Origin of the sequence: Methylobacterium sp. 174MFSha1.1, assembly GCF_900116815.1 — a bacterium.
Classification (GTDB): domain Bacteria; phylum Pseudomonadota; class Alphaproteobacteria; order Rhizobiales; family Beijerinckiaceae; genus Methylobacterium.
The window spans coordinates 20,549-40,991 of sequence record NZ_FPCB01000010.1; the positions used below are offsets into that span (position 1 = coordinate 20,549).

Annotated in this window: 19 protein-coding genes and 1 tRNA gene; 11 read left to right on the top strand and 9 right to left on the bottom strand. The window is 69.8% G+C overall.

Annotation, left to right across the window (positions count from 1 at the left end; genetic code table 11):
* Positions 1 to 45 precede the first annotated feature (45 nt).
* Both BM430_RS09020 and BM430_RS09025 read right to left on the bottom strand, forming a co-directional pair.
* Positions 46 to 1,710, bottom strand: a complete 1,665-nt coding sequence (locus BM430_RS09020) for an acyl-CoA synthetase (RefSeq protein WP_093566922.1) — start codon at positions 1,708 to 1,710, stop codon at positions 46 to 48.
* Positions 1,711 to 1,864: 154 nt separating this feature from the next.
* A complete protein-coding gene (locus BM430_RS09025; protein WP_093566923.1) occupies positions 1,865 to 2,878 on the bottom strand; it encodes a substrate-binding domain-containing protein in 1,014 nt (337 codons plus the stop codon).
* A gap of 236 nt (positions 2,879 to 3,114) precedes the next feature.
* Between BM430_RS09025 and BM430_RS09030 the strand changes: the two genes are divergently transcribed.
* The gene (locus tag BM430_RS09030) at positions 3,115 to 3,825 is read left to right on the top strand and encodes a hypothetical protein (RefSeq protein ID WP_093566924.1); all 711 of its coding nucleotides are present in this window, start codon (positions 3,115 to 3,117) and stop codon (positions 3,823 to 3,825) included.
* Positions 3,826 to 3,895: 70 nt separating this feature from the next.
* Positions 3,896 to 3,972 (top strand) — tRNA-Arg (locus BM430_RS09035).
* An 895-nt stretch (positions 3,973 to 4,867) separates the two neighbouring features.
* Here the strand turns inward: BM430_RS09035 and BM430_RS33865 are convergent.
* From BM430_RS33865 to BM430_RS09055, 4 genes are all read right to left on the bottom strand, one after another.
* A complete protein-coding gene (locus tag BM430_RS33865; RefSeq protein ID WP_143131982.1) occupies positions 4,868 to 5,275 on the bottom strand; it encodes a hypothetical protein in 408 nt (135 codons plus the stop codon).
* 66 nt (positions 5,276 to 5,341) lie between these two features.
* Entirely contained in the window at positions 5,342 to 5,857 is a 516-nt protein-coding gene (locus BM430_RS09045; protein WP_093566926.1) for a hypothetical protein, read from the bottom strand.
* A gap of 703 nt (positions 5,858 to 6,560) precedes the next feature.
* A complete protein-coding gene (locus BM430_RS09050) occupies positions 6,561 to 7,508 on the bottom strand; it encodes an alpha/beta fold hydrolase (RefSeq protein WP_093566927.1) in 948 nt (315 codons plus the stop codon).
* Positions 7,509 to 7,728: 220 nt separating this feature from the next.
* A complete protein-coding gene (locus tag BM430_RS09055; protein ID WP_093566928.1) occupies positions 7,729 to 8,583 on the bottom strand; it encodes an alpha/beta fold hydrolase in 855 nt (284 codons plus the stop codon).
* A gap of 125 nt (positions 8,584 to 8,708) precedes the next feature.
* Between BM430_RS09055 and BM430_RS09060 the strand changes: the two genes are divergently transcribed.
* Complete coding sequence (locus tag BM430_RS09060; RefSeq protein ID WP_060851045.1) at positions 8,709 to 9,626, top strand: LysR family transcriptional regulator; 918 nt, start codon at positions 8,709 to 8,711, stop codon at positions 9,624 to 9,626.
* 165 nt (positions 9,627 to 9,791) lie between these two features.
* Here the strand turns inward: BM430_RS09060 and BM430_RS09065 are convergent, their stop codons facing one another.
* Together BM430_RS09065 and BM430_RS09070 are read right to left on the bottom strand one after the other, a co-directional pair.
* Positions 9,792 to 10,562, bottom strand: coding sequence for an enoyl-CoA hydratase/isomerase family protein (locus BM430_RS09065; RefSeq protein ID WP_093566929.1), 771 nt, complete (start codon positions 10,560 to 10,562; stop codon positions 9,792 to 9,794).
* 100 nt (positions 10,563 to 10,662) lie between these two features.
* The gene (locus BM430_RS09070) at positions 10,663 to 11,565 is read right to left on the bottom strand and encodes a LysR family transcriptional regulator (protein WP_093566930.1); all 903 of its coding nucleotides are present in this window, start codon (positions 11,563 to 11,565) and stop codon (positions 10,663 to 10,665) included.
* 139 nt (positions 11,566 to 11,704) lie between these two features.
* Between BM430_RS09070 and BM430_RS09075 the strand changes: the two genes are divergently transcribed.
* The 3 genes from BM430_RS09075 (at position 11,705) to BM430_RS09085 (ending at position 13,884) form a co-directional block, all read left to right on the top strand.
* On the top strand, positions 11,705 to 12,340 hold the full coding sequence (locus tag BM430_RS09075; protein ID WP_093566931.1) for a glutathione S-transferase family protein: 636 nt from the start codon (positions 11,705 to 11,707) through the stop codon (positions 12,338 to 12,340).
* 94 nt (positions 12,341 to 12,434) lie between these two features.
* Entirely contained in the window at positions 12,435 to 13,109 is a 675-nt protein-coding gene (locus BM430_RS09080; protein ID WP_093566932.1) for a peroxiredoxin-like family protein, read from the top strand.
* Between the two features lie 58 nt (positions 13,110 to 13,167).
* Positions 13,168 to 13,884 carry an SDR family oxidoreductase gene (locus BM430_RS09085; protein WP_093566933.1) on the top strand — a complete coding sequence of 239 codons (717 nt, stop codon included), beginning with the start codon at positions 13,168 to 13,170 and terminating at the stop codon, positions 13,882 to 13,884.
* Positions 13,885 to 13,891: 7 nt separating this feature from the next.
* On the opposite strand, the gene BM430_RS09090 is transcribed toward BM430_RS09085, so the two are convergent.
* Positions 13,892 to 14,824 carry a LysR family transcriptional regulator gene (locus BM430_RS09090; protein WP_093566934.1) on the bottom strand — a complete coding sequence of 311 codons (933 nt, stop codon included), beginning with the start codon at positions 14,822 to 14,824 and terminating at the stop codon, positions 13,892 to 13,894.
* A 118-nt stretch (positions 14,825 to 14,942) separates the two neighbouring features.
* Between BM430_RS09090 and BM430_RS09095 the strand changes: the two genes are divergently transcribed.
* The 5 genes from BM430_RS09095 to BM430_RS09115 are packed head-to-tail and all read left to right on the top strand — an operon-like array spanning position 14,943 to position 20,399.
* Complete coding sequence (locus BM430_RS09095; RefSeq protein WP_093566935.1) at positions 14,943 to 15,632, top strand: SDR family NAD(P)-dependent oxidoreductase; 690 nt, start codon at positions 14,943 to 14,945, stop codon at positions 15,630 to 15,632.
* 57 nt (positions 15,633 to 15,689) lie between these two features.
* On the top strand, positions 15,690 to 16,310 hold the full coding sequence (locus BM430_RS09100; RefSeq protein ID WP_093566936.1) for a (2Fe-2S)-binding protein: 621 nt from the start codon (positions 15,690 to 15,692) through the stop codon (positions 16,308 to 16,310).
* A gap of 11 nt (positions 16,311 to 16,321) precedes the next feature.
* The gene (locus BM430_RS09105) at positions 16,322 to 17,329 is read left to right on the top strand and encodes an FAD binding domain-containing protein (protein WP_093566937.1); all 1,008 of its coding nucleotides are present in this window, start codon (positions 16,322 to 16,324) and stop codon (positions 17,327 to 17,329) included.
* Positions 17,326 to 19,623, top strand: a complete 2,298-nt coding sequence (locus BM430_RS09110) for a xanthine dehydrogenase family protein molybdopterin-binding subunit (protein ID WP_093566938.1) — start codon at positions 17,326 to 17,328, stop codon at positions 19,621 to 19,623. The genes BM430_RS09105 and BM430_RS09110 overlap by 4 nt, the downstream gene beginning before the upstream one ends.
* A 2-nt stretch (positions 19,624 to 19,625) precedes the next feature.
* A complete protein-coding gene (locus tag BM430_RS09115) occupies positions 19,626 to 20,399 on the top strand; it encodes an SDR family NAD(P)-dependent oxidoreductase (protein WP_093566939.1) in 774 nt (257 codons plus the stop codon).
* Positions 20,400 to 20,443: the final 44 nt, after the last annotated feature.

Consider the following 20,443-nt stretch of genomic DNA (forward strand, 5'->3'; position numbering starts at 1 on the left):
GAGCCCCCGGCCGGCATGCCCCGCAGCCCCGTCACGGGGCGCCCGTCACAACGCCTTCGCCATCTCCCGCAGCACGAATTTCTGCACCTTGCCGGTCGAGGTCTTCGGCAGTTCCGTGAAGACCACGTGCCGGGGCACCTTGAAGCCGGCGAGCGACTGGCGACACCAGCCGATCAGCTCCTCGGCCGAGACCATCTCCGAGCCCTTCAGCTCGACGAAGGCGCACGGCGTCTCGCCCCATTTCTCGTCGGGCTTGGCCACCACCGCCGCGGCCGCCACCGCCGGATGCTTGAACAGGGCCTCCTCGACCTCGATCGACGAGATGTTCTCGCCGCCCGAGATGATGATGTCCTTCGAGCGGTCCTTGAGCTGGATGTAGCCGTCCGGGTGCTTCACCCCGAGATCGCCCGAGTGGAACCAGCCGCCCCGGAAGGCGGCCTCGGTCGCCGTCGGGTTCTTGAGGTAGCCGCGCATCACCACGTTGCCGCGGAACATCACCTCGCCGAGCGTCTCGCCGTCGGCCGGGACCGGCTGCATCGTCTCCGGATCGAGCACGTCGAGCGCTTCGAGCGGGGGGTAGCGCACCCCCTGGCGCGCCTTGCGGGCGGCCTTCTCGTCCTTGCCCAGGGCGTCCCAGTCGGCGTGCCACTCGTTCACCACCGCCGGGCCGTAGGTCTCGGTCAGCCCGTAGACGTGCGTGACGTCGAACCCGGCCTCGGCCATGCCGGCGAGCACGGCCTCGGGCGGCGGCGCCGCCGCGGTGAGGAAAGAGACCCGCCGCGGCAGGTCCCGCCGCTCGGCTTCCGGGGCGTTGATGAGGAGCGACATCACGATCGGCGCGCCGCACAGATGCGTGACGCCGTGATCCGCGATGGCGTCGTACATGGCTTTCGCCCGCACCTGCCGTAGGCAGACATGGGTGCCGGCCACCACCGACAGCGTCCAGGGGAAGCACCAGCCGTTGCAGTGGAACATCGGCAGGGTCCACAGATAGACCGGGTGCCGGCCGAGATTGCCCGCCACCACGTTGCCGACGGCGAGCAGCGACGCGCCGCGATGGTGGTAGACCACGCCCTTCGGGTCGCCGGTGGTGCCCGACGTGTAGTTGAGGGTGATCGCGTCCCACTCGTCGCCCGGCATGACCCAGGGATGGGCGGGGTCGCCTTCGGCGAGGAAGGCTTCGTACTCGACCGTGCCGAGGCGCTCGCCCGGGCCGTCGTATTCGGGATCGTCGTAGTCGATCACCAGCGGCGTCACCCCGGCCTGGGCCAGGGCCGGGCCCATGGTGCGGGCGAATTCCCGGTCGGTGATCACCACCTTGGCCTCGCCGTGGTCGAGGCAGAAGGCGATGATCGCGGCGTCGAGCCGGGTGTTGAGGGTGTTGAGCACCGCGCCGGCCATCGGCACCCCGTAATGGCACTCGATCATCGCCGGGGTGTTGGCGAGCATCACCGCCACCGTGTCGCCCCGCCCGATCCCCCGGGCCTCGAGCGCCGCGGCGAGGCGCCGGCAGCGGGCGTAGAGGTCGCGGTAGTTGCGCCGCAACCCGCCGTGGATCACCGCAACGTGGTCGGGGAAGACCGTCGCCGCCCGCTCCAGGAAGGTGAGGGGGGTGAGCGGCTGGTGGTTGGCCGGGTTCCGGTCGAGGCCGTGGTCGTAGATCGTCGAGGGGGCTGTCGTCGAAGGAGCTGTCGTCGAAGGAGCTGTCATGGCGGCACTCTCCGGGTGGGCATCGGGGAGCGGTGTCGCACGCCCCTTGCGTCATGATGATCGGACCTTCGGTCGAATCAAGCGCGCCGATCCTCCAAGGCCCCGCCCGGCTGCCGGGCCATCGGCCCCGGCGGACGTCGCGCAGGCCCGTCGGTCACCCTGGCAGGCGGTAGCCCGGCAACTGCCCGATCCGCTCGGCCACCAGCGCCGCGACCCGGTCGAGCCCGTCCCCCGGCAGCGACGCGCTGGCGGCGAGGCCGTAGACCTCCCAGCCGACCGGGACGAAGCCGAGGCCGAACCGCTCCGCCGCCGCGCGCGCCCCCAGACCCGCATCGGCGGCCCCCGAGGCGATCACCGCCGCCACCGCCTGGTGGGTGAATTCCTCCAGCCCGTAGCCGACGATCTCGTCCGGCCGGATCCCGGCCTCGGCCAGCAGCCGGTCGAACCAGTCCCGGGTGCCCGAACCCTTCTGCCGGTTGACGAAGCGGGCCCTGGTGGCGCGCAGGTCCCCGGGACCGCCGAGCCCGAGCGGGTTGTTGGCTGCGACCAGCAGGCCCTGCTCGCGCTCGAACAGCGGGCGGATCCGGAAGGCCGGATCGGCGACGAGGTCCGAGAAGGGCGGCCCGGCCGCCGCCGGACCGACCGCCCCGCAATGGAAGCCCGCCGCGTCGGCGCGCCCGTCCATGAGCCGGATCACCGCGTCCCGGCTGCCCATCACGGCGATCTCGGCCCCGCCCCACAGGCCCAGCACCTCCATCAGCAGGGGATCGTGGCTCGCCGCCACGCCGAGGCGCCGCGGGCCGCCGCGCAGGGCGGCGAGGCGGGCCTGCATCACGCGCGCCTCGCGGGCGAGCGGCAGGGCGAGGCCCTCGGCCGCCGCCGCCAGGGCCTCGTGCAGGACGCTGCCGGCCTCGGTGAGCGTGGTGCCGTGGCCGCGGGTCTTGCGCACCAGCGGGTGGCCGAATTCGGCCTCGAGCGTCCGGACCCGCTCCCAGGCGGCGCGGTAGGACAGGCCGATCTCGGTCGCCGCCCCCTGCACCGAGCCGGTGCGGACGATGGCGCGCAGCAGCGCCGAGGCGTCGGCGACGGCGATGCGCGCCCGCCCGATCCGCAGCGAGCCGCCGAGCCCGAGTTCGACGTCGAGACCCTCCTCGGGCGGTATCGTCATGAGGAACCCACCGTCGCCCGCCTCCGCCTGTCCCGCGGGATGACCATCCCCGGGCCGCGCCGCCGGCACCGCGACGCGATCCGGCCCGCCACGCTGCCTGAGCCGTTATCGGAAGCATACGTCCTATTGCGGCGTTTACAACGGCAGCGTACCGCCGATGATCTCACGTCCGGAGCGTGGCACCGGCTCGGGTCGGCCCGCCTCGCTCGCGAGCCCGCAGGGACGCCGACGCCCGCATGATGCATCCGGAACTCCTCCACCCGACGCAGCCTCCGGCCCGCGCCCGGACGACCGTGCCGTCCGAGGCCGAGGCGCCGGCACGGGCTGGGCGGGTGGTGTCCCTGCCGGCGGACTGGATCCATGACGGGGGCCTGCGGGCCTTCCGGGCTGACGCCGGCTATCTCGGCCGCTCGATCGCGGCGCTCAAGCTCTACCTCACCCTGGTCGTCAACCAGGGCGCAGGCGGCGATCCGGCGCCGATCCTCCTGTCCTACGGGCGGATCGCCGCTGTGTCCGGCCTCTCCGACCCGCTGATCTGCGACGGCAAGAAGGCGCTCCTCGACCGGGGCCTCGTCATCACTGACGGCGACCGCCCCGGCGGCACGATCGCCTACCGGCTGACCGGCCTGCGCCCGTCGGCTGCCGCGGCCTTCCTCGTTCACGGGACGCAGCCCGGCGCCCCGATCGCCGCCCTGCACGGCCTCACCTGCCGCAAGGCCCTCCACCTCGCCGCGCTGAAGACCTACCTGCTGCTCTGTGCCTGCGGCCGCGACCCCGACGGCGTCGCGTCCCTCGACGTCGATGCCGCCTCCGACCTCACCCGGACCAGCCACGTCCGGATGATCGCCGCGCTCGACGCCCTGCAGCAGCTCGGGCTCGCCGAGGCGCTCGGCACCCCGTCGCGGCTCGCGGAGCACCGCCGGATCCGCCTGCTGCCGCTGCGGTGATCCTGCCTGCGGAACCAGGTACTCCCTTATGGACGGGCGGCGAGGGGCCTGCTACCACCCGGACCGGCCAGACTCCGTAGCTCAGCTGGATAGAGCAGCCGCCTTCTAAGCGGCAGGTCGCAGGTTCGAGCCCTGCCGGGGTCGCCACTCAAATGCCCGCTCGGTCAATGACTTAGCGGGTTTTTTCATGCCCGCTCCCTGGCAAGTCCGTGTTGCGACTGCCTGCAACACAAACCCTGCGATTACAATGGGTTACGATCGGGTCCAGCCGGCTCCGTGCAACACGGATGCAACACGCTGACGGGCGAAAAACGATGGTGACGGGGAGGGCTCGCATGAGCATTTCAACGCTCGTGGTCGCTCCATCCTGCAAGGTCCTATCGTGGTCGGCGCGCTGCCCTACCAGAAGGCTGAAGACCGGCATCCTGGAGCCAGGGCGAGCCCGGCGGCGCTAAGGGATCGGCCAGGATGCGGAGGTCATACTGAGATTTGCGGAAAACCCCACTGTTCCTGCCGCGTCTCGCTTGGCTCCCTCGGATGGCGGCCAGACGGGCGTCGGGGTCAAGATCACGGGCCACCTAGGCGCGGCATGGTCCTGCATCAGGAGAGAGAGGCTTGATCCTTCGTATATGGAACTCGTCATCCGGCAGGGCCATTCCATGCAAAGAGAAGATATGATTCCTGATGCCGACATCCTGATCACTGCCTTTTACCTCATGATTGCCTCTGTCCTAGGCCAATGGATTGGCTCAAGCATCTCACCTTTGTTCGAAACCTTGATCTGGTCCCATCTAGATGTCTGGCGGTGGTTCGTCTGAGAGCTGCCCGGGCATGGCGACGATCGGGTCTTATGGAGGGAGGATGAAGGCGGCTGACCGGTGGTCCGGCTAGGGCGGGGAGGTTCTTGCGGGTCGAAGGAAACTCCTCCGATCAGGGAATCTCCCGATCCGGTGCGTCGTCGCGGTACCCGACCAGGATGAAGCTGGGCCGGGTTCGTATTCACCAGCGGCGCGGCCTGGGAGGCGAGGCCCGGCACTCGAATTTATCCTGAATTTGAGGATCGAATCTTGCCACCGGCTCCCGGCTTCCATCCCGAACCGATCATGCCATCGACCTTCGGCGTCAGCGCTTCCTTCGCCATCGCCCCGGTTTCATTGGCCCGGCGGACAGCAAGGCGGGAGGCACGCTCCCAGCTTGTCGCGACCGAATTGGAATAGTTTCCCGAAATCATTTCGATTTCGAGTTCACCGGTGCGAGGGTTGGTGCGCTTGTTGCCGGTGGCGAGGCCCGCGTGACCACCCTGCCCGTTCACGCCCTTGCCAGGGCGTTCCACCAGAACGTCGCCCCTGAGCGCGTCCTTTGCATCGACACCCTGGCCCCAACCAAGAAACGAATTCGCGACGCGTGATCCAGTACCCTTCAGGCCAACGGCTTTCAGAGACGAGTTCACGAAGTCCGTACACCATGCATTCTGTGCGCCTCGAATCTCCGTTCCCGTGAAGGATCGGAGTTTGCCTTAGTTATGGTTCGCACGCTGCCGTTCCGCTGCAACCGCTCGCTCGCGGCGCATCCGAAGGCCGAACAGAAAGCGGTGGTGCTTGATCTGGTCACGGACTCGTCGGGCCTCAGTCCGTGCAGCTCCCTCTTCTTCTGCCTCACGCTGGCGGGTCGTTCTGGCGGCGAAGCTCTTCCGCTGCCGCAGGGATCGCATTGCCTCGGAGCCGGCCGACCGTGCAGCTCGTGCAGCAGCGTCTTCCTCGCCAGCCCGTTGCCGTGCCATTCGCGATGCAAAGGACATCCGGTCCCGGAGGCACTTCATCGCGACGCGGTTGAAGGCCACCTGGTCGCCGACGCTGGCGCCCACGTCGTCGCCTTTCGCCCTGCCGCGGACGCCCGTGATGGCGGTGCCGATGCTGCTCAGGCGCTTCAGGTTCTGCTCAAGCCCCCTCAGCTCTTTCTTGAGGATGCCGAGCACATCAATGGCGTTGCCTCCAAAGTCAACGTCGATTTTGTTTTTTTCTTGATCGCTCATTTTCTTGCGCGCACGCGTCCTGGTCCGAACAGGAGTCCCTGTCGGAAGTTATTCGAGAACTTCTCGGGCTAGGTATCTTGGAGAGATCTGCGAGGTCGAAAAATTCATTTCGATCGAGACCCCCCAGGGGTGGGGTCAATAAAAACCCAGAATCCTGTGGCTGAGATTACAGGGGACGCCTGTCAGAGGCCGCCGCCACTTCCCATAAAAAAAGACCCTCCCCCGGTAGAGGGGGGTCTCTTGTATTTTCCACCTATTTTTCAGAGCCAGAAATAGATTTTTCCGACCCTAAGTTTTGAGCTCTAAACCATCATCCACAGAGGGGGAGAGTGTGCTTCGAGGTACCTTGTCTGTACCTCTGAGGTCAGAAAACCAAATTCAACCTTTTGTCGGTTGCCCAGGGCGGATCGACGGGTTACCCGCTGATCTCTCGGGTCGAAACCCAACGAGCTTGACCATATTATGGACTGCGATGGGCGAAGGACCGCTCGGGGTGGAAGGCGGCTGCTCGGTGGTGGGCACCAGGTGTCAGCATCGCGCCATATGCTGACTTCCGGCGTACAGCAGTACATGAGCTGCTTGGCACTTGTGAGCGGACGTTACAACTGTCGGCGAAAATCATTGAAGTTGAATGCTGATGACAGCGTCGCCGTCATCCTGATTGAATCCTTGCTGAGCTCAAGGTCGAGTAGCAGTCGCCCGATCACGGTACCGCGGCAGTGATACGGCCGAGGAAGTCCCGAGTCAGTCGCGCGACATCGTCCGTAGCCTCGTCCAATGCGAAGTGCCCGGCATCAAGGAGATGAAGTTCCGCGTTCGGCATATCACGCAGATAGGCCTCTGCTCCTGGCACGATGAAGGAGGGGTCGTAGCGCCCCCAGAGGATGAGGGCCGGCCGCGGATGCTTGCGCATCCAGGCTTGCCAGGCCGGATAGGATGCGACGTTCGTGCGATAGTCGTAGAGGAGTGCCGCCTGGATCTCCCGCTCGCCCGGGCGACCCAGGATGGCGTGCTCGTCCCTCCATGTGTCCGGGTTGTAGCGCTCGGGATTGGGGCTCGTCCCGAGGTGGCGCTGCTTGGCACCCTCGAGCGAGGTAAAGGCGTCGACCTGCTCGGGATGGGACGTGGGATCGGCCCAGTACCGGGCGATGCCCTGCCACTTGGCGCCGAGGCCCTCCGTGTAGGCGTTGGCATTCTGGATGATCAGCGCGCTCACCCGCTCGGGGCGGGCCATCGCCATGCGGAAGCCGACCGGACCTCCATAATCTTGCATGAAGAGCGTGTATCGTTCGAGACCGAGGTGAGCGACCAATCCCGCCATCGTCGCCGCCAAGTTGTCGAACGTGTAGGCGTATTGCGCGGGCGATGGCGCGTCGCTCTGACCGAATCCCGGGTAGTCGGGGGCGATCAGGTGGTAGCGGTCGGCGAGCAGTGGTAGCAGCGTATCCCATTGCCGCGACGACGACGGGTAGCCGTGCAGTAGCAGGATAGTGGGCGCGTCCCGTGGACCGGCCTCGCGGTAAAAGATGCCGACACCGTCGACCGCGACGCGATGGTACGTCGTCGTGGCCGCAATCGAGGGAAGCGGCTGCGGAGAGCTCTGTCCAAGCATCAGGGCAGTGGCGGCTGCAAGGATTGTCCCTGTCGTCATGGTTCGCCTCCTTGGAAGGTCTCACGGTCCGGTTGGTGAAGAACGACGGGGACGTAGGCTGGCACGCCGAGCCCCCGCCCCACGTTCACTACCAGCCCCCAGCGGGGCATCGGATCGCGCCTGGCACGCTCAACGGAAAGCGTCCTTTCCGGGACGATTGTCTTGCCCGAACCGGCGGAAAGTCAGGATGGAGCGAGCTACGCCGTCCTGACAATCGTCTTCAGGCATGCAGGAAGTCCGCGATGGCCTCCGCGATGACAGCGGCATGCGTTTCCAAGGCGAAGTGCCCCGTGTCGAGGAAGCGGACCTGCGCATCCGGGATGTCGCGCCGGAACGCCTCCGCGCCGGCCGGCAGGAAGAACGGGTCGTTCCGGCCCCAGATCGCCAGCAACCTCGGCCGGTGCGTGCGGAAATAGGTCTGGAAGGCGGGGTAGAGCGCCACGTTGCTGGCGTAGTCGCCGAACAGGTCGAGCTGGATCTCGTCGACCTCCGGCCGCTGGATGTACCAGGCGTCGAGGGCGCTCCCATCCGGCGAGACCAGCGACGTGTCGGGCACGCCGTGCTCGTACTGCCAGCGGATCGAGGCAGGGGTCAGCAATTCGCGCAGGGCCTGCCGGTTGGCATCGCTTCGGTCCTGCCAGTAACGCTGGATCGGATTCCAACCCTCGCTCAGCCCCTCCTCGTAGGCGTTGCCGTTCTGCGAGATGAGGGCGGTCACCCGCTCCGGGTGCGCCATGGCCACGCGAAAGCCGGTGGGTGCGCCGTAGTCGAAGACGTAGAGCGCGTAGGTCTTCAGCCGCACCACCTCCGTGAAGCGGCCGATGACCTTCGCGAGGGCGTCGAAGGTGTAGGTGAAGCTATCGCGCGGCTTGACCTCCGACAGGCCGAAGCCCGGCAGGTCGGGGGCGACGAGATGGAAGCGGTCCGCGAGCAGAGGGATCAGGTCGCGGAACATGTGGCCGGACGAGGGGAAGCCGTGCAGCAGCAGGAGCGCCGGCTTCGCGGGGTCGCCGGCCTCCCGGTAGAAGATCGAGGCGCCGTCGACGTAGGCGGTGCGATAGGTGATCCGGGTCATCGTTTGCCCTCCGGTGCGGGCGTTGCAGCCTGTGCTGCACACCGTCGGTACTGCATACCGGCTTGCACCGCTCGGTATAATCAGGCTTATCCGAGAATGACTGTTGCCGGAAATGAGAGAACGCTATGGATCGGCTGGAGGCTATGACGCTCCTGGTTGCGGCCGTGGACACGGGGAGCCTGTCGGCCGCCGGGCGCAAGCTCGGCATCCCGCTGCCGAGCGTCAGCCGCAAGATCGCCGATCTGGAAGCCCATCTCGGGGCCCGGCTCCTCGTCCGCACCACCCGGAAGCTCACGCCGACCGATGCGGGGGCCGCCTACATCGAGGCGTGCCGGCGCCTGCTCGGCGAGGTCGAGGAGACCGAGCGCGCGGTGAAGGGCGAGTACACCGAGCCCCGCGGCGAGTTGACGATGACGGCCCCGCTGGTCCTGGGGCGCCTCCACGTCCTGCCGGTGGTCACCGCCTTCCTGTCCCGGTTCCCCGACATCACCGTGCGCTTCGTCCTGACCGACCGGGCCCTGGACCTGGTGGAGGATCACGTCGACCTGGCTGTCCGCATCTCGCACCTGCCGGACAGCGACCTGGTGACGGCGCAGCTGGGCACGGTCACCCGCGTGGTCTGCGGCTGCCCGACCTTCCTCGCCGCCCACGGAACGCCCCGCACGCTGGCCGACCTCGCCGAGATGCCGTGCGTGACCTTCAGCGACCTGGCCGCCGGTCCGGCCTGGCATTTCGCCACGCCCGACAGGACGGCCGTCCAGGCCGTCCGGGTGCGCTCGCGCCTGCACGTCAACACGGCGGAGGCAGCCCTCGACGCGGCGGCGGCCGGCGTCGGCCTCACCCAGGTGCTGTCTTACCAAGCGGCCCCCCTGGTCGCCGCCGGGCGGCAGGTCCTCGTGCTGCGGTCGTTCGAGCTCGACCCAGTCCCGGTCAGCGTCGTCCATGTCGGGCGTGGACGCCTTCCGCTCAAGCTGCGGGCGTTCCTCGACTTCGCGACGCCGCGCATTCGCGCATCCCTGGGTGCCATCGTCGCGTACGCGTAGGAGCCGGTGCGCCGTTCGACTCGAGACGATCGTTTCTCGGGCGATCGAACAGCCGGACACGTCATGGGCATGACAACGTCGCACCCTCGAACAGACCTGTTCGAAGGCGCGAGGGTATGAAACGGCGGCTGCAAGAACCCCAGAACGGTTCCGAACGGGCGAGCGTCAGGCCTGGGCGGCCATGCGCCTCGCCACGTCGGCGGCGCTGATGCCCTCGAGCGCCAGGCCGTAGCCGGTGCCCTCCTCGACGAGCCGGCGCAGGCGCTGCGTCAGCGCGATCCGGGTGTAGCGTCCGGTGAGCGGCGGCAGCGCGGCGATGCCGTCGGCGATCTCGTGCGCCCGCGCCAGCAGCCGGTCCCGCGGGACGATCTCGTTGACGACGCCCCAATCCTGGGCGGTCCGCGCATCGAGGATCTGCCGCGTCAGCAGGAAGTACCGCCCGCGGATCGAGCCGATCACCTCCGGCCACAGGATATGCATCCCGTCGCCCGGCACGATGCCGAACTCGAAGTGCGGCTTATCCTGGAACACCGTCTCGGGCGTCGCCAGGATGATGTCGGTCAGGAGCGCGTACTCGCTATGCAGCAGCACCGGGCCGTTGAGCGCGGTGATCATCGGCACCTCGATGTCGAGGATGTTGCCGAGCACCTTGCGGCCTTCGCGAAAAATCTTGTCGTAGCCCTGGGGCGTGAAGAAGTCGAAGCCCTCCGGGCTGATCGCGTCCATGAACGCGTCGCCCGATCCGGTCAGGATTACCGCGCGGGTGTCGCGGTCCTCGCCGATGGCGTGGAACAGGTCGACGAATTGCTCGTGGGTGTGGCCGTCGAAGACGAGCTTGCCGCCCTCGCTGTGCAGCACGACCTCCAGAACGCCGTTCGGCTTGCGGGTCAGGCGGGCATTGGGGAAGGCGTCGCGGTAGCTGTCGAAGCGGGCCATGGGTGCGGTCCTCGTTGTCGTGCCGGCCCTGGTCCGGTCGGCGTGAGGACGAGTTAAGGGCTTACACCCGGAGACGGATGACGGCGCGGAGCGATAAGGCCTATGCCGGCGCGGAATGGGCCTCCGCGTCCGCCATCACCGCTTCGACGAAGCCGGCGAAGAGGCGCGCCTTGGTGCTGGCCATGCGCCCGGTGGGGAACACCGCCCACAGGTCGATGGCGGGCAGGCTCCAGGGCAGGAGCAGCCGCCGTACCGCGCCGCTCGCGAGCTCGGGGGCGAACATCCAGTCGGACGCGATGGTGAGGCCGATGTCAGCGAGGACCGCCGCGCGCAGGCCCTCGGCCGCGCTGACCCGCACGCGCCCGCGCACCGCCACCGAGACCTCGGTGCCCTCTCGGGTGAAGGCCCAGATCTCGGGCTGCTGGCTGTAGATCACCGCCTCGTGCTCGGCGAGATCCGCGGGCGCGTGCGGCTCGCCCGCCCGGGCGAGGTAGCCGGGGGTGGCGAGCACCGAGCGCGCGCCGGTCGCGAGCCGGCGCGCCACGGCAGCGGAATCCGGCAGTGCCCCCATGCGCAGGGACAGGTCGACCCCCTCGCTCATGAGGTCGATCACCCGGTCGTCGAGGATGACCTCGATGTCGAGGTCGGGATGCTGGTCGAGGAAGCGCGGCAGCATCGGGACCACGTGGAGCCGAGCGAAGGTGGTTGCCGCGGACACCCGCAGACGGCCCGCGAGCCCGGCTCCCGCGCCGCGGGCGGCGAGTTCAGCCTCGTCGGCTTCGGCGATGGCCGCCCGCGCCCGCTCGTAGAAGCGCAGGCCAGCTTCCGTCGGGCTCAGGCCGTGGGTCGAGCGGAGGAGCAGGCTGACCTGAAGCCGGTTCTCCAGTTGCGCGATCGTCTTCGAGACGGCGGGCTGGCCGACGTTGAGGAGCCGCGCGGCCCCCGAGAACGAGCCGGCCTCGACCACCCGCACGAAGGTGGCCATTGCCTGGTAGCGGTCCACGTCGATTCTCCTGGCAGGTCATTCCTCCTGGGAATGAGCGTTATCGCCTCGGGCCGGCTGCCCTGTCCATCGCCCGAGGCGCATCACGGTGACCGTTCCCGCCGCGACGCCGCGGTGGCCCGTCCGGAGCCCGGCTGCCATGTTCGAGGTCTACGCCTTCGCCACGCCCAACAGCATCAAGGTGCCGATCGCGCTGGAGGAACTCGGTCTCCCCTACCACCTGCACGGCGTGAACGTGCGCCGCGGCGAGCAGAAGGCGCCGGACTTCATCGCGTTGAACGCCAACGCGAAGGTGCCGGTCCTGGTCGATCCCGCGGCGGCCGGGGGCCGTCTGGTCCTGACCGAGTCCGCCGCGATCCTGGTCTACCTCGCCGAGACGAGCGGCCGGCTCTTGCCGGCCGCCGGCGAGGGCCGGGCGCGGGTGTTCGAGCAGCTGTTCTTCCACGCCTCCGGGCTCGGGCCGGCCTTCGGTCAGGCCGGCTTCTTCCAGCGTCAGGCCGCCGAGCCGCAGCCGCTCGCCATCGCGCGCTTCACGGCCGAGGCCAGACGGACGCTGGCCGTGCTCGACGGCGTCCTGGCCGAGCGCCGCTTCGTCGCCGGCGACGCGTTCACGGTGGCCGACATCGCGCATTTCGGCTGGCTGTGGCGGCGCGACTTCGCGGGCGTCGGCCTCGACGACACCCCGCACGTCGCCCGCTGGTACGAGGCCGTGGCGGCGCGTCCCGCCGTGCAGCGCGCGGTCGAGCGGGTGAACGCCCTCGTCCCGCAGGCCTGACCGGGATCCGTCCTCTCTCCGCAGGCCTCTCCGCAGCTGCCCTGAGCCCGACGCGGATGGCTGGTGCCCCAACCCTTCGTCCAGGAGCCGATCCATGACTCTTCAAGCCAAGCTCGACGCATTCAAGGCCGACTTCCAGGCCGGCAAGCCGCCCTACAACGTTCCGCCCTCGGTGATCGCGACGATGCACCGGGCCACCGCGGAGCTGATCGCCTCGGGCGCGGCTGCCCGCGCCCTGAAGGCCGGCGACCGGGCACCCGCCTTCACCCTCGACGACCCGGAGGGCCGGCCCATCGCCTCCGCCGACCTGCTGGCCCGCGGGCCGCTGGTGATCAGCTTCTACCGAGGGGTGTGGTGCCCCTACTGCAACATGGAGCTGCAGGCACTGCAGGAGGTGCTGCCAGAGTTCCTGAAGCTCGGGGCGAGCCTCATGGCGATCTCGCCGCAGACTGGAGCTAACAGCCGGAAATCGGTCCGTCAGAACGGGCTCGGTTTCCCGATCCTGTCGGACCCGCACAACGCCGTCGCCGCCGCCTTCGGCCTGCGCTTCGCGCTGCCCGACTATCTGGTCGACCTCTACAAGAGCCTCAAGAACGACCTGCCGGCGTTCAACGGCGACGCGAGCTGGACCCTGCCGATGCCCGGACGCTTCGTGATCGGGCAGGACGGGACGATCCTCTACGCTGAGGTGAACCCGGACTACACCCGCCGGCCCGAGCCCGAGGACATGCTGCCGGTGCTCCGCAGCGCCCTCGCCGTTGCCGCCTGACCCCTCGCGCCCGGGCCGCAAGGGGCGGCCGGGCGCTCCCGCAAGAAGGAAACCTGAGATGTCCCGGACCTTCCTCGTCACCGGTGCCAGCAAGGGCATCGGGCTCGCCCTCGCGCACCGTCTCGCGGGCGACGGCCATCACGTCGTCGGCCTCGCGCGCCACTCATCCTCGGGCTTTCCCGGCACGCTGGTGGCGGCCGACCTCGCCGACGACGCCGCGACCGCGGCGATCCTCGCCGACCTGTCGCAGCGCCACGCCTTCGACGGCGTGGTCAACAATGTCGGCCTGGTGCGGCCGCAGCGGCTCGGCGCGGTCGAACTCTCGGCGCTCGACGAGGTGCTGCGCGTCAACCTCCACCCGGCGCTCCAGGCGGTGCAGGCGGCCCTGCCGGGGATGCGGCAGCGCGGCTTTGGCCGGATCGTCAACATCGCGAGCCTGACAATCCTCGGCAGCGTCGAGCGCACGGCTTATGCGGCCGCGAAGGCGGCGCTCGTCAGCTTCACCCGCTCCTGGGCGCTCGAACTCGCCGCGACCCGGATCACCGTCAACGCGGTGGCGCCGGGTCCGACCGAGACGGAGCTGTTCCGCGCCAACAACCCGCCGGGCAGCGAAGGCGAGCGGCGCTACCTCGCCGGCGTGCCGATGGGGCGGTTCGGCCGGCCCGACGAGATCGCCGCGGCCATCGCCTTCCTGATGTCGGACGGGGCGGCGTTCATGACTGGCCAGACGCTCCACGTCGATGGCGGCGCCTCGCTCGGCAAGGCGGCGTTCTAGACATCCGTCAGCGCGTCGCGGCCGCATCGAGCTCGGTCTCCCCGCCGAGCAGCGTCAGGCACCATTCCGTGAACACCCGGACCTTGGCGGCCCGGTGCTGCCGCGACGGGTAGATCGCGTAGAGGGGGAAGGTCTCGCCCGGCCAGTCCGGGAAGATCTCGACGAGCCGGCCCTGGGCGAGGATGTGCCGGGTGCCGAGTTGCATGACCTGGGCGATGCCCGCCCCTTCGCAACAAGCACCGATCATCGTCTCGACGTCCGACACCATCAGCCGCGCCGGCTGGCGCACCGGCAGCACCTCGTCGCTGCGGCGGAACTCCCATGCGAACGGGCGTCCGGTGAGCGGGTCCTGGTAGTCGATGCAGGCGTGATCGAGGAGATCGCGCGGATGCGCCGGGCGGCCGTGCGCCGCGAGGTAGGCGGGCGAGGCGACCGTCAGGATCCGGGTCTCCAGGAGCTTGCGGGCGGAAAACCCCACGACCGGCGGCTCGCCGAAGCGCAACGCCATGTCGAAGCCGTCGGCGACGAGGTCGCCGATCTGGTCGCGCATGATGAGTTCGAGCCGCAATTCGCGGTGGGCATCGAGGAAGCGCGCCAGCTCGCGCGACAGGACCAGTCGCGAGAAGAAGGGATCGACGTTGACTCTCAGGCGCCCGCGCACCGTTCGGGCACTGCCCGCCGCGTCGAGCGCCGCCGCCTCGATGCCGTCGAGGAGCGGCCCGACCCGCTCCCAGAAAAGCCGCCCCTCGTCGGTGAGCCGCAGGGTCCGGGTGGTGCGGTCGAGGAGGCGTACGCCGAGGCGGGCCTCCAGCCGCTGGATGGCGCGCCCCACGCCCGACTGGGTCAGCCCGAGCGCCTCGGCGGCCCGGGTCATGGTCCCGGCCTCGACCACCGCCATGAGCACCGTCACGCCGGCCAGCAGCCGGCCATCGTAGGGCATGGAGCCATGACTCCGGATCGTTCCATGACTTCAGGTCCGGATTGTTCTGACAGATCGGCGCTCATCTCGGAAGAGTTGGTGCGCCATGGAATCGGCAGCAGATCCGTAGGAGCTTCGCATGACACAGCACGCAACGGCACTCGTCGTCGGCGCCTCGCGCGGCCTCGGCCTCGCGCTCGCGGAGGAATGGCTCGGGCGCGGCTCGCGCGTGATCGCCACGGCGCGCGGTCACTCCGCAGGCCTCGACGCGCTGACAGCCCGCTTTCCCGGCAGCCTCGAGGTCGAGAGCGTCGACATCAACCAAGCCGCCACTGTCCAGGCACTCCGCCGGCGGCTCGACGGACGGCGCGTCGACGTACTGTTCGTCAACGCCGGCATCGCGCGGGCCATCGAGGCGAGCCCGGCCAGCGCGAGCGAGGCGGACTTCCTCGACATGATGCTGACCAACGCGTTCTCGCCCGTGCGCGCGGCCGAACTTTTGCGCGACCTGGTGCTGGCCGGGGGCACCGTCGCGATCATGACCTCGGAACTCGGCAGCATCGCGAACGCCACGGGCGGGTGGCAGCTCTATTCCTCCAGCAAGGCCGCGCTCAACATGCTGATGAAGGGCTACGCGGCCAAGCACGCCGATGACGGGCACGCGGTGCTGCTGGTCGCCCCGGGCTGGGTGCGGACCGAGATGGGCGGCAGCGACGCGCTGCTCTCGATCGAGGAGAGCATCCCGCGCGTCGTCGACATGATCGAGGCGAACCGGGGCCGCGCGGGCCTGCGCTACGTCGACCGGTTCGGCGCGCCGCTTCCCTGGTGACGGGCGCCCTCGACACGAACCGGCCGCCAACGGCGGCGCAGGCCACGGGAGAAGGACATGGCGACCGACACGGCCCCCACACCTGCACCGACCGATCCGCTGGAGCCATCTGCGGTGCCCGGACCGACCTTCGCGGTCCACGATCCCCTCACCGCCGTGCCGCTGCGGCTGCGCGTCAACGGGGCGGATCGTCCTCTCGTCGTCGAGCCCTGGACGACGCTGCTCGACGCCCTCCGCGAGCGGGCCGGCCTCACCGGCACCAAGAAGGGCTGCGATCACGGCGCCTGCGGCGCCTGCACTGTGTTGGTCGACGGACGGCGCGTCCTGTCCTGCCTCACCCTGGCGCTGTCGGTGCGCGACCGGGCGATCACCACGATCGAGGGGCTCGCCGGCGGCGACAGCGTCCTTCACCCGATGCAGCGCGCCTTCGCCGAGCACGACGCGCTCCAATGCGGCTACTGCACGCCCGGCCAGGTGGTATCGGCCGTGGCGATGCTGGCCGAGGTCGACCAGGGCCGCCCGAGCGCCGCGACCGACCCGGCGCGCCGCTTCGCAGGCCGGCCCGACCTCGACGAGCGCGAGATCCGCGAGCGGATGAGCGGCAACCTGTGCCGCTGCGCCGCCTACCAGAACATCGTCGCGGCAATCCGCGAGGTTGCGGCGGCCGAGGACGCCTGAGGAGGATCGTCATGCAGCCCTTCGGCTACGTCGAGCCGCGCACGCGCGACGAGGCGCTGCGCCTCGCCCGCGAGCATCCCGGCGCGCGCTTCCTCGCCGGCGGCACGACGCTCGTCGACCTGATGAAGTCGGGCGTCGTGCAGCCCGCCCTCCTGATCGACGTCAACCGCCTGCCCAGCCTGGACGTGATCGCGCGGACGGAGGACGCGCTCGAGATCGGCGCGCTCGCCCGGATGAGTGATGTCGCTTGTCATCCGGCGGTGCGCGAGCAGGCGCCGGGCCTGTCGGAGTCGCTGCTGGTTGCCGCCTCCGGTCAACTGCGCAACATGGCGTCAATCGGCGGCAACCTCCTTCAGCGCACGCGCTGTGTCTACTTCCGCGACTGGCATTTTCCCTGCAACAAGCGCGTTCCCGGTACCGGGTGCAGCGCGATCGGCGGCGAGAACCGCAACCTGGCGGTGCTCGGCACCTCGGAGCACTGCATCGCGAACTATCCCGGGGATTTCGCCGTCATGCTGGCGGCGCTCGACGGCGTAGTCCATCTCGACGGCCCGAGCGGGGCGCGCAGCGTGGCCGCGGCCGGGCTCCACCTCCTTCCGGGCGGGACACCCGAGATCGAGACGGTGGTCGGTGCGGGCGAGATCGTCACCGGCGTGACGCTGCCGATCGGCCCATTGAGCCGCCGGTCGCACTACCTGAAGGTGCGGGACCGCAGCTCATACGAGTATGCCTCGGTCTCGGTCGCCGTCGCGGCCGAGTTCGCCGGGGACGGCACGATCCGGGATGCGCGCCTCGCGCTCGGCGGCCTCGCCGCGGCTCCGTGGCGGGTCGAGCCGGCGGCCGCGCTGCTCGCCGGCCGCCGTCCCGACGACGCGCGGGCGCTCGTCCGCCTTGTCGAGGCGGCGCTCGACGGGGCTCGCCCGCAGCCCGGCAATGCCTACAAGCTTCCGCAGGCGCGGGCGGCGATCGGCCGCGCGCTGCGGACCCTCGCCGACCGCCATGCGGAGGTGCGCGCGTGACCCTCGAAGCTCGTCCATTCACCGGCCGTCCGATCCCCCGCACCGAAGCCGGGCTGAAGGTCTCCGGCGCGGTCACCTACACGGGTGACGTCGCCCTGCCCGGCCTGCTCCATGCCGTACTGGTATCGAGCCCGATCGCGCGCGGCACGATCCGCTCGGCCGACACAACCGCCGCCGCGGCGGTGCCAGGCGTCGTGAGGGTATTCACGCCCGGAACGATGCCGCGTCTCGCGAGCCCGCCCGAGCAGCCCGACTGGGACATCATGTACGGCTCCGCCTTCGTGCCGATGGCGGACGCGACGATCCACTATGCCGGCCAGCCGATCGGGCTGGTTCTGGCCGAGACCCTCGAAGCGGCCAGGCACGCCGCCGCGATCGTCCGCTACGCGTTCGACGAGGACGTGCCGTGCGTCGGCTTCGAGGGCGACGCCGATCTCTCCGGCGAGGCATGGCACGAGCCCGAGCAGGTCTGGCTCGGCTTCCTCGCCGGCCATCTCCCGGGCGCGGTCAGGCGCGGGGACGCGGCGGCCGCGCTCTCACACGCCGAGGTGACGATCGAAGGCCGCTGGACGCTCGCCTACAACCACCACAACCCGATGGAGCCTGCCGCCTCCGTCGCGGTCTGGGAGGATGGCGACCGGCTGACGCTCTACGAGACGAGCCAGCACGTCGCCAATCACCGCAACGGCCTCGCCAAGGTGCTGGGCCTGCCGCGCGAGAACGTCCGGGTGGTGGCTGCTTACGTCGGCGGCGGCTTCGGCTGCAAGGGACCGGTCTGGTCGCACAGCTGGCTGGCCGCCCTGGCAGCCCGGGAGGTCGGCCGGCCCGTTCGGCTCGTGCTCAGCCGCGCGCAGATGTACACCTCGGTCGGCTTCCGCGAGGAGCAGCGTATCGACCTGGCGCTCGGCGCGACGCGCGATGGGAGACTCGTCGGCGCAGCGGTGACCAAGCTCTCGGCCACCCCCGCCTGGGAGGACTGGGTCGAGCCGAGCTGGTACCCATTCACCTTCCTGTACGACCTGCCGGCTCTGGAGACGCGCTGCCGGCTCAGGCGGGCCAACGTGATGGCGCCCACCTTTATGCGGGCCCCCGGCGAGGCGCCCGGCATGCTGGTGCAGGAATGCGCCTTGAACGAACTCGCGGCCGAGCTCGGCATCGATCCGATCGACGTACGCCTGCGCAACCACGCGGACGCCTATCCGGTCGACGGCTCGCCCTGGTCGAGCAAGCGGCTCAAGGAGTGCTACCGCGTCGGGGCGGAGCGGTTCGGCTGGCCTCAGCGTCGTCCCGAACCGCGCACGATGCGCGAGGACGGCCTCCTGATCGGCATCGGCATGGCGAGCGCCTCGCACACGGTCTATCGCCAGCCCGCCCGGGCGCGCGTGACGATCACGGCGGGGGGCACCGCGCATGTCGCCGCCAGTGCGACCGATATCGGCACCGGCACCGCGACCTTCATGCGCCAGCTCGCGGCCGACGCCCTCGCGTTGCCGATTGACGCGGTGCGGGCGCTGATCGGCGATACCGGGCTGCCCGAGGCCCCGATGCAGGCGGGCGCCTCCCTGACGGGATCGCTCGCCCCGGCCGTGATGGAGGCGGCGCGCGACCTCACGGTGCGGCTCTTGGGGATGGCCGCCGGCCAGGAGGACGGCCCGTTCCATGGCCGCGGCACGGACGACCTGAGGCTGGAGGACAACCGCATCGTCGCCCGCGACGGCGCGAGCGAGACGGTGGCGGCGGTGCTGCGTCGTGCGGGCCTGACGGAGCTGTCGTGCGAGGGCCGCTTCGACCCCGGCGGCCCGGGCCAGGTCCGCACAGGCGAGCCCGAGCGCGACGCGCATGCCGGACCGCGCGGGATGCACAGCTTCGGCGCGATCTTCGCCAGGGTGGCGGTCGATCCCGATCTCGGGATGATCCGCGTGCGGCAGCTCACCGGGGTCTACGCCTGCGGCCGCATCCTCAATCCGAAGCTCGCAGAGAGCCAGCTGATCGGTGGCATCACCTGGGGGATGAGCCAGGCGCTGTTCGAGGCGACCCACATGGACCGGCGCTTCGGCCGCTTCACCAACACGAACCTGGCCGAATACATGATCCCGGTGAACCTCGACGTGCCGGTGATCGACGTCACGTTTCTCGACGACCCCGACCCGTTCATCAACCCAGCCGGGGTGAAGGGCGTCGGCGAGATCGGGATCACCGGGGTCGCCGCGGCCATCTCGGACGCGGTCTGGCACGCGACGGGCAAGCGGCTGCGCTCGACGCCGATCCTCGCCGAAGCACTGCTGGAGGACTGACCGTGGCACGCATCCTCATCACCGGGTCCGCGGACGGGCTCGGCCTCATGGCGGGTCAGCACCTCGCCCGTAGCGGGCACGAGGTCGTGCTGCATGCCCGCAGCGACGCGCGCGGCGAAGCGGCCCGCCGGGCGCTGCCGGAGGCGGCTGGCGTCCTGACCGGCGACGTCGTGACGATTGCCGGGATGAGGGCGGTCGCCGCGCAGGCGAACGCGACCGGTCGCTTCGACGCCGTCATCCACAATGTCGGGATCGGCTACCGCGAGCCCCGCCGGATCCCGACCGCGGACGGGCTGTCCCACCTCTTCGCGATCAACGTGCTCGCCCCCTACCTCCTGACTGCCCTGATCGAGCGCCCCGACCGGCTCGTCTACCTGAGCTCCGGCATGCATCCCGGGGGGCGGCCGGACATGGACGACCTTCAATGGGAGCGGCGGCGCTGGAACGGGTTGCAGGCCTACGCCGAGAGCAAGTTCCTCGACGTGGCGCTCGCCTTCGGGGTGGCGCGCCGGTGGCCGGACGTGCGGGCGAACGCGCTCGAGCCGGGATGGGTCCCGACGCGGATGGGGGGTCCGGGCGCACCGGACGACTTGGCCCAGGCCCACCTCACCCAGGCCTGGCTCGCCGTCGCCGACGAGCCCCTCGCTCGCTCGACGGGACGGTACTTCTACCACCGGGCGCTGCGCGAGCCGGACCCGCTCACGCGGGACGAGGGGTGCCAGGACACGCTCCTGGACGCCTGCGCGCGGCTGACGGGTGTACCCTTTCCGCCATGACGATTCCGCCACGACGATCGGGCCGGCCTCTCGGTCGCCGGAGC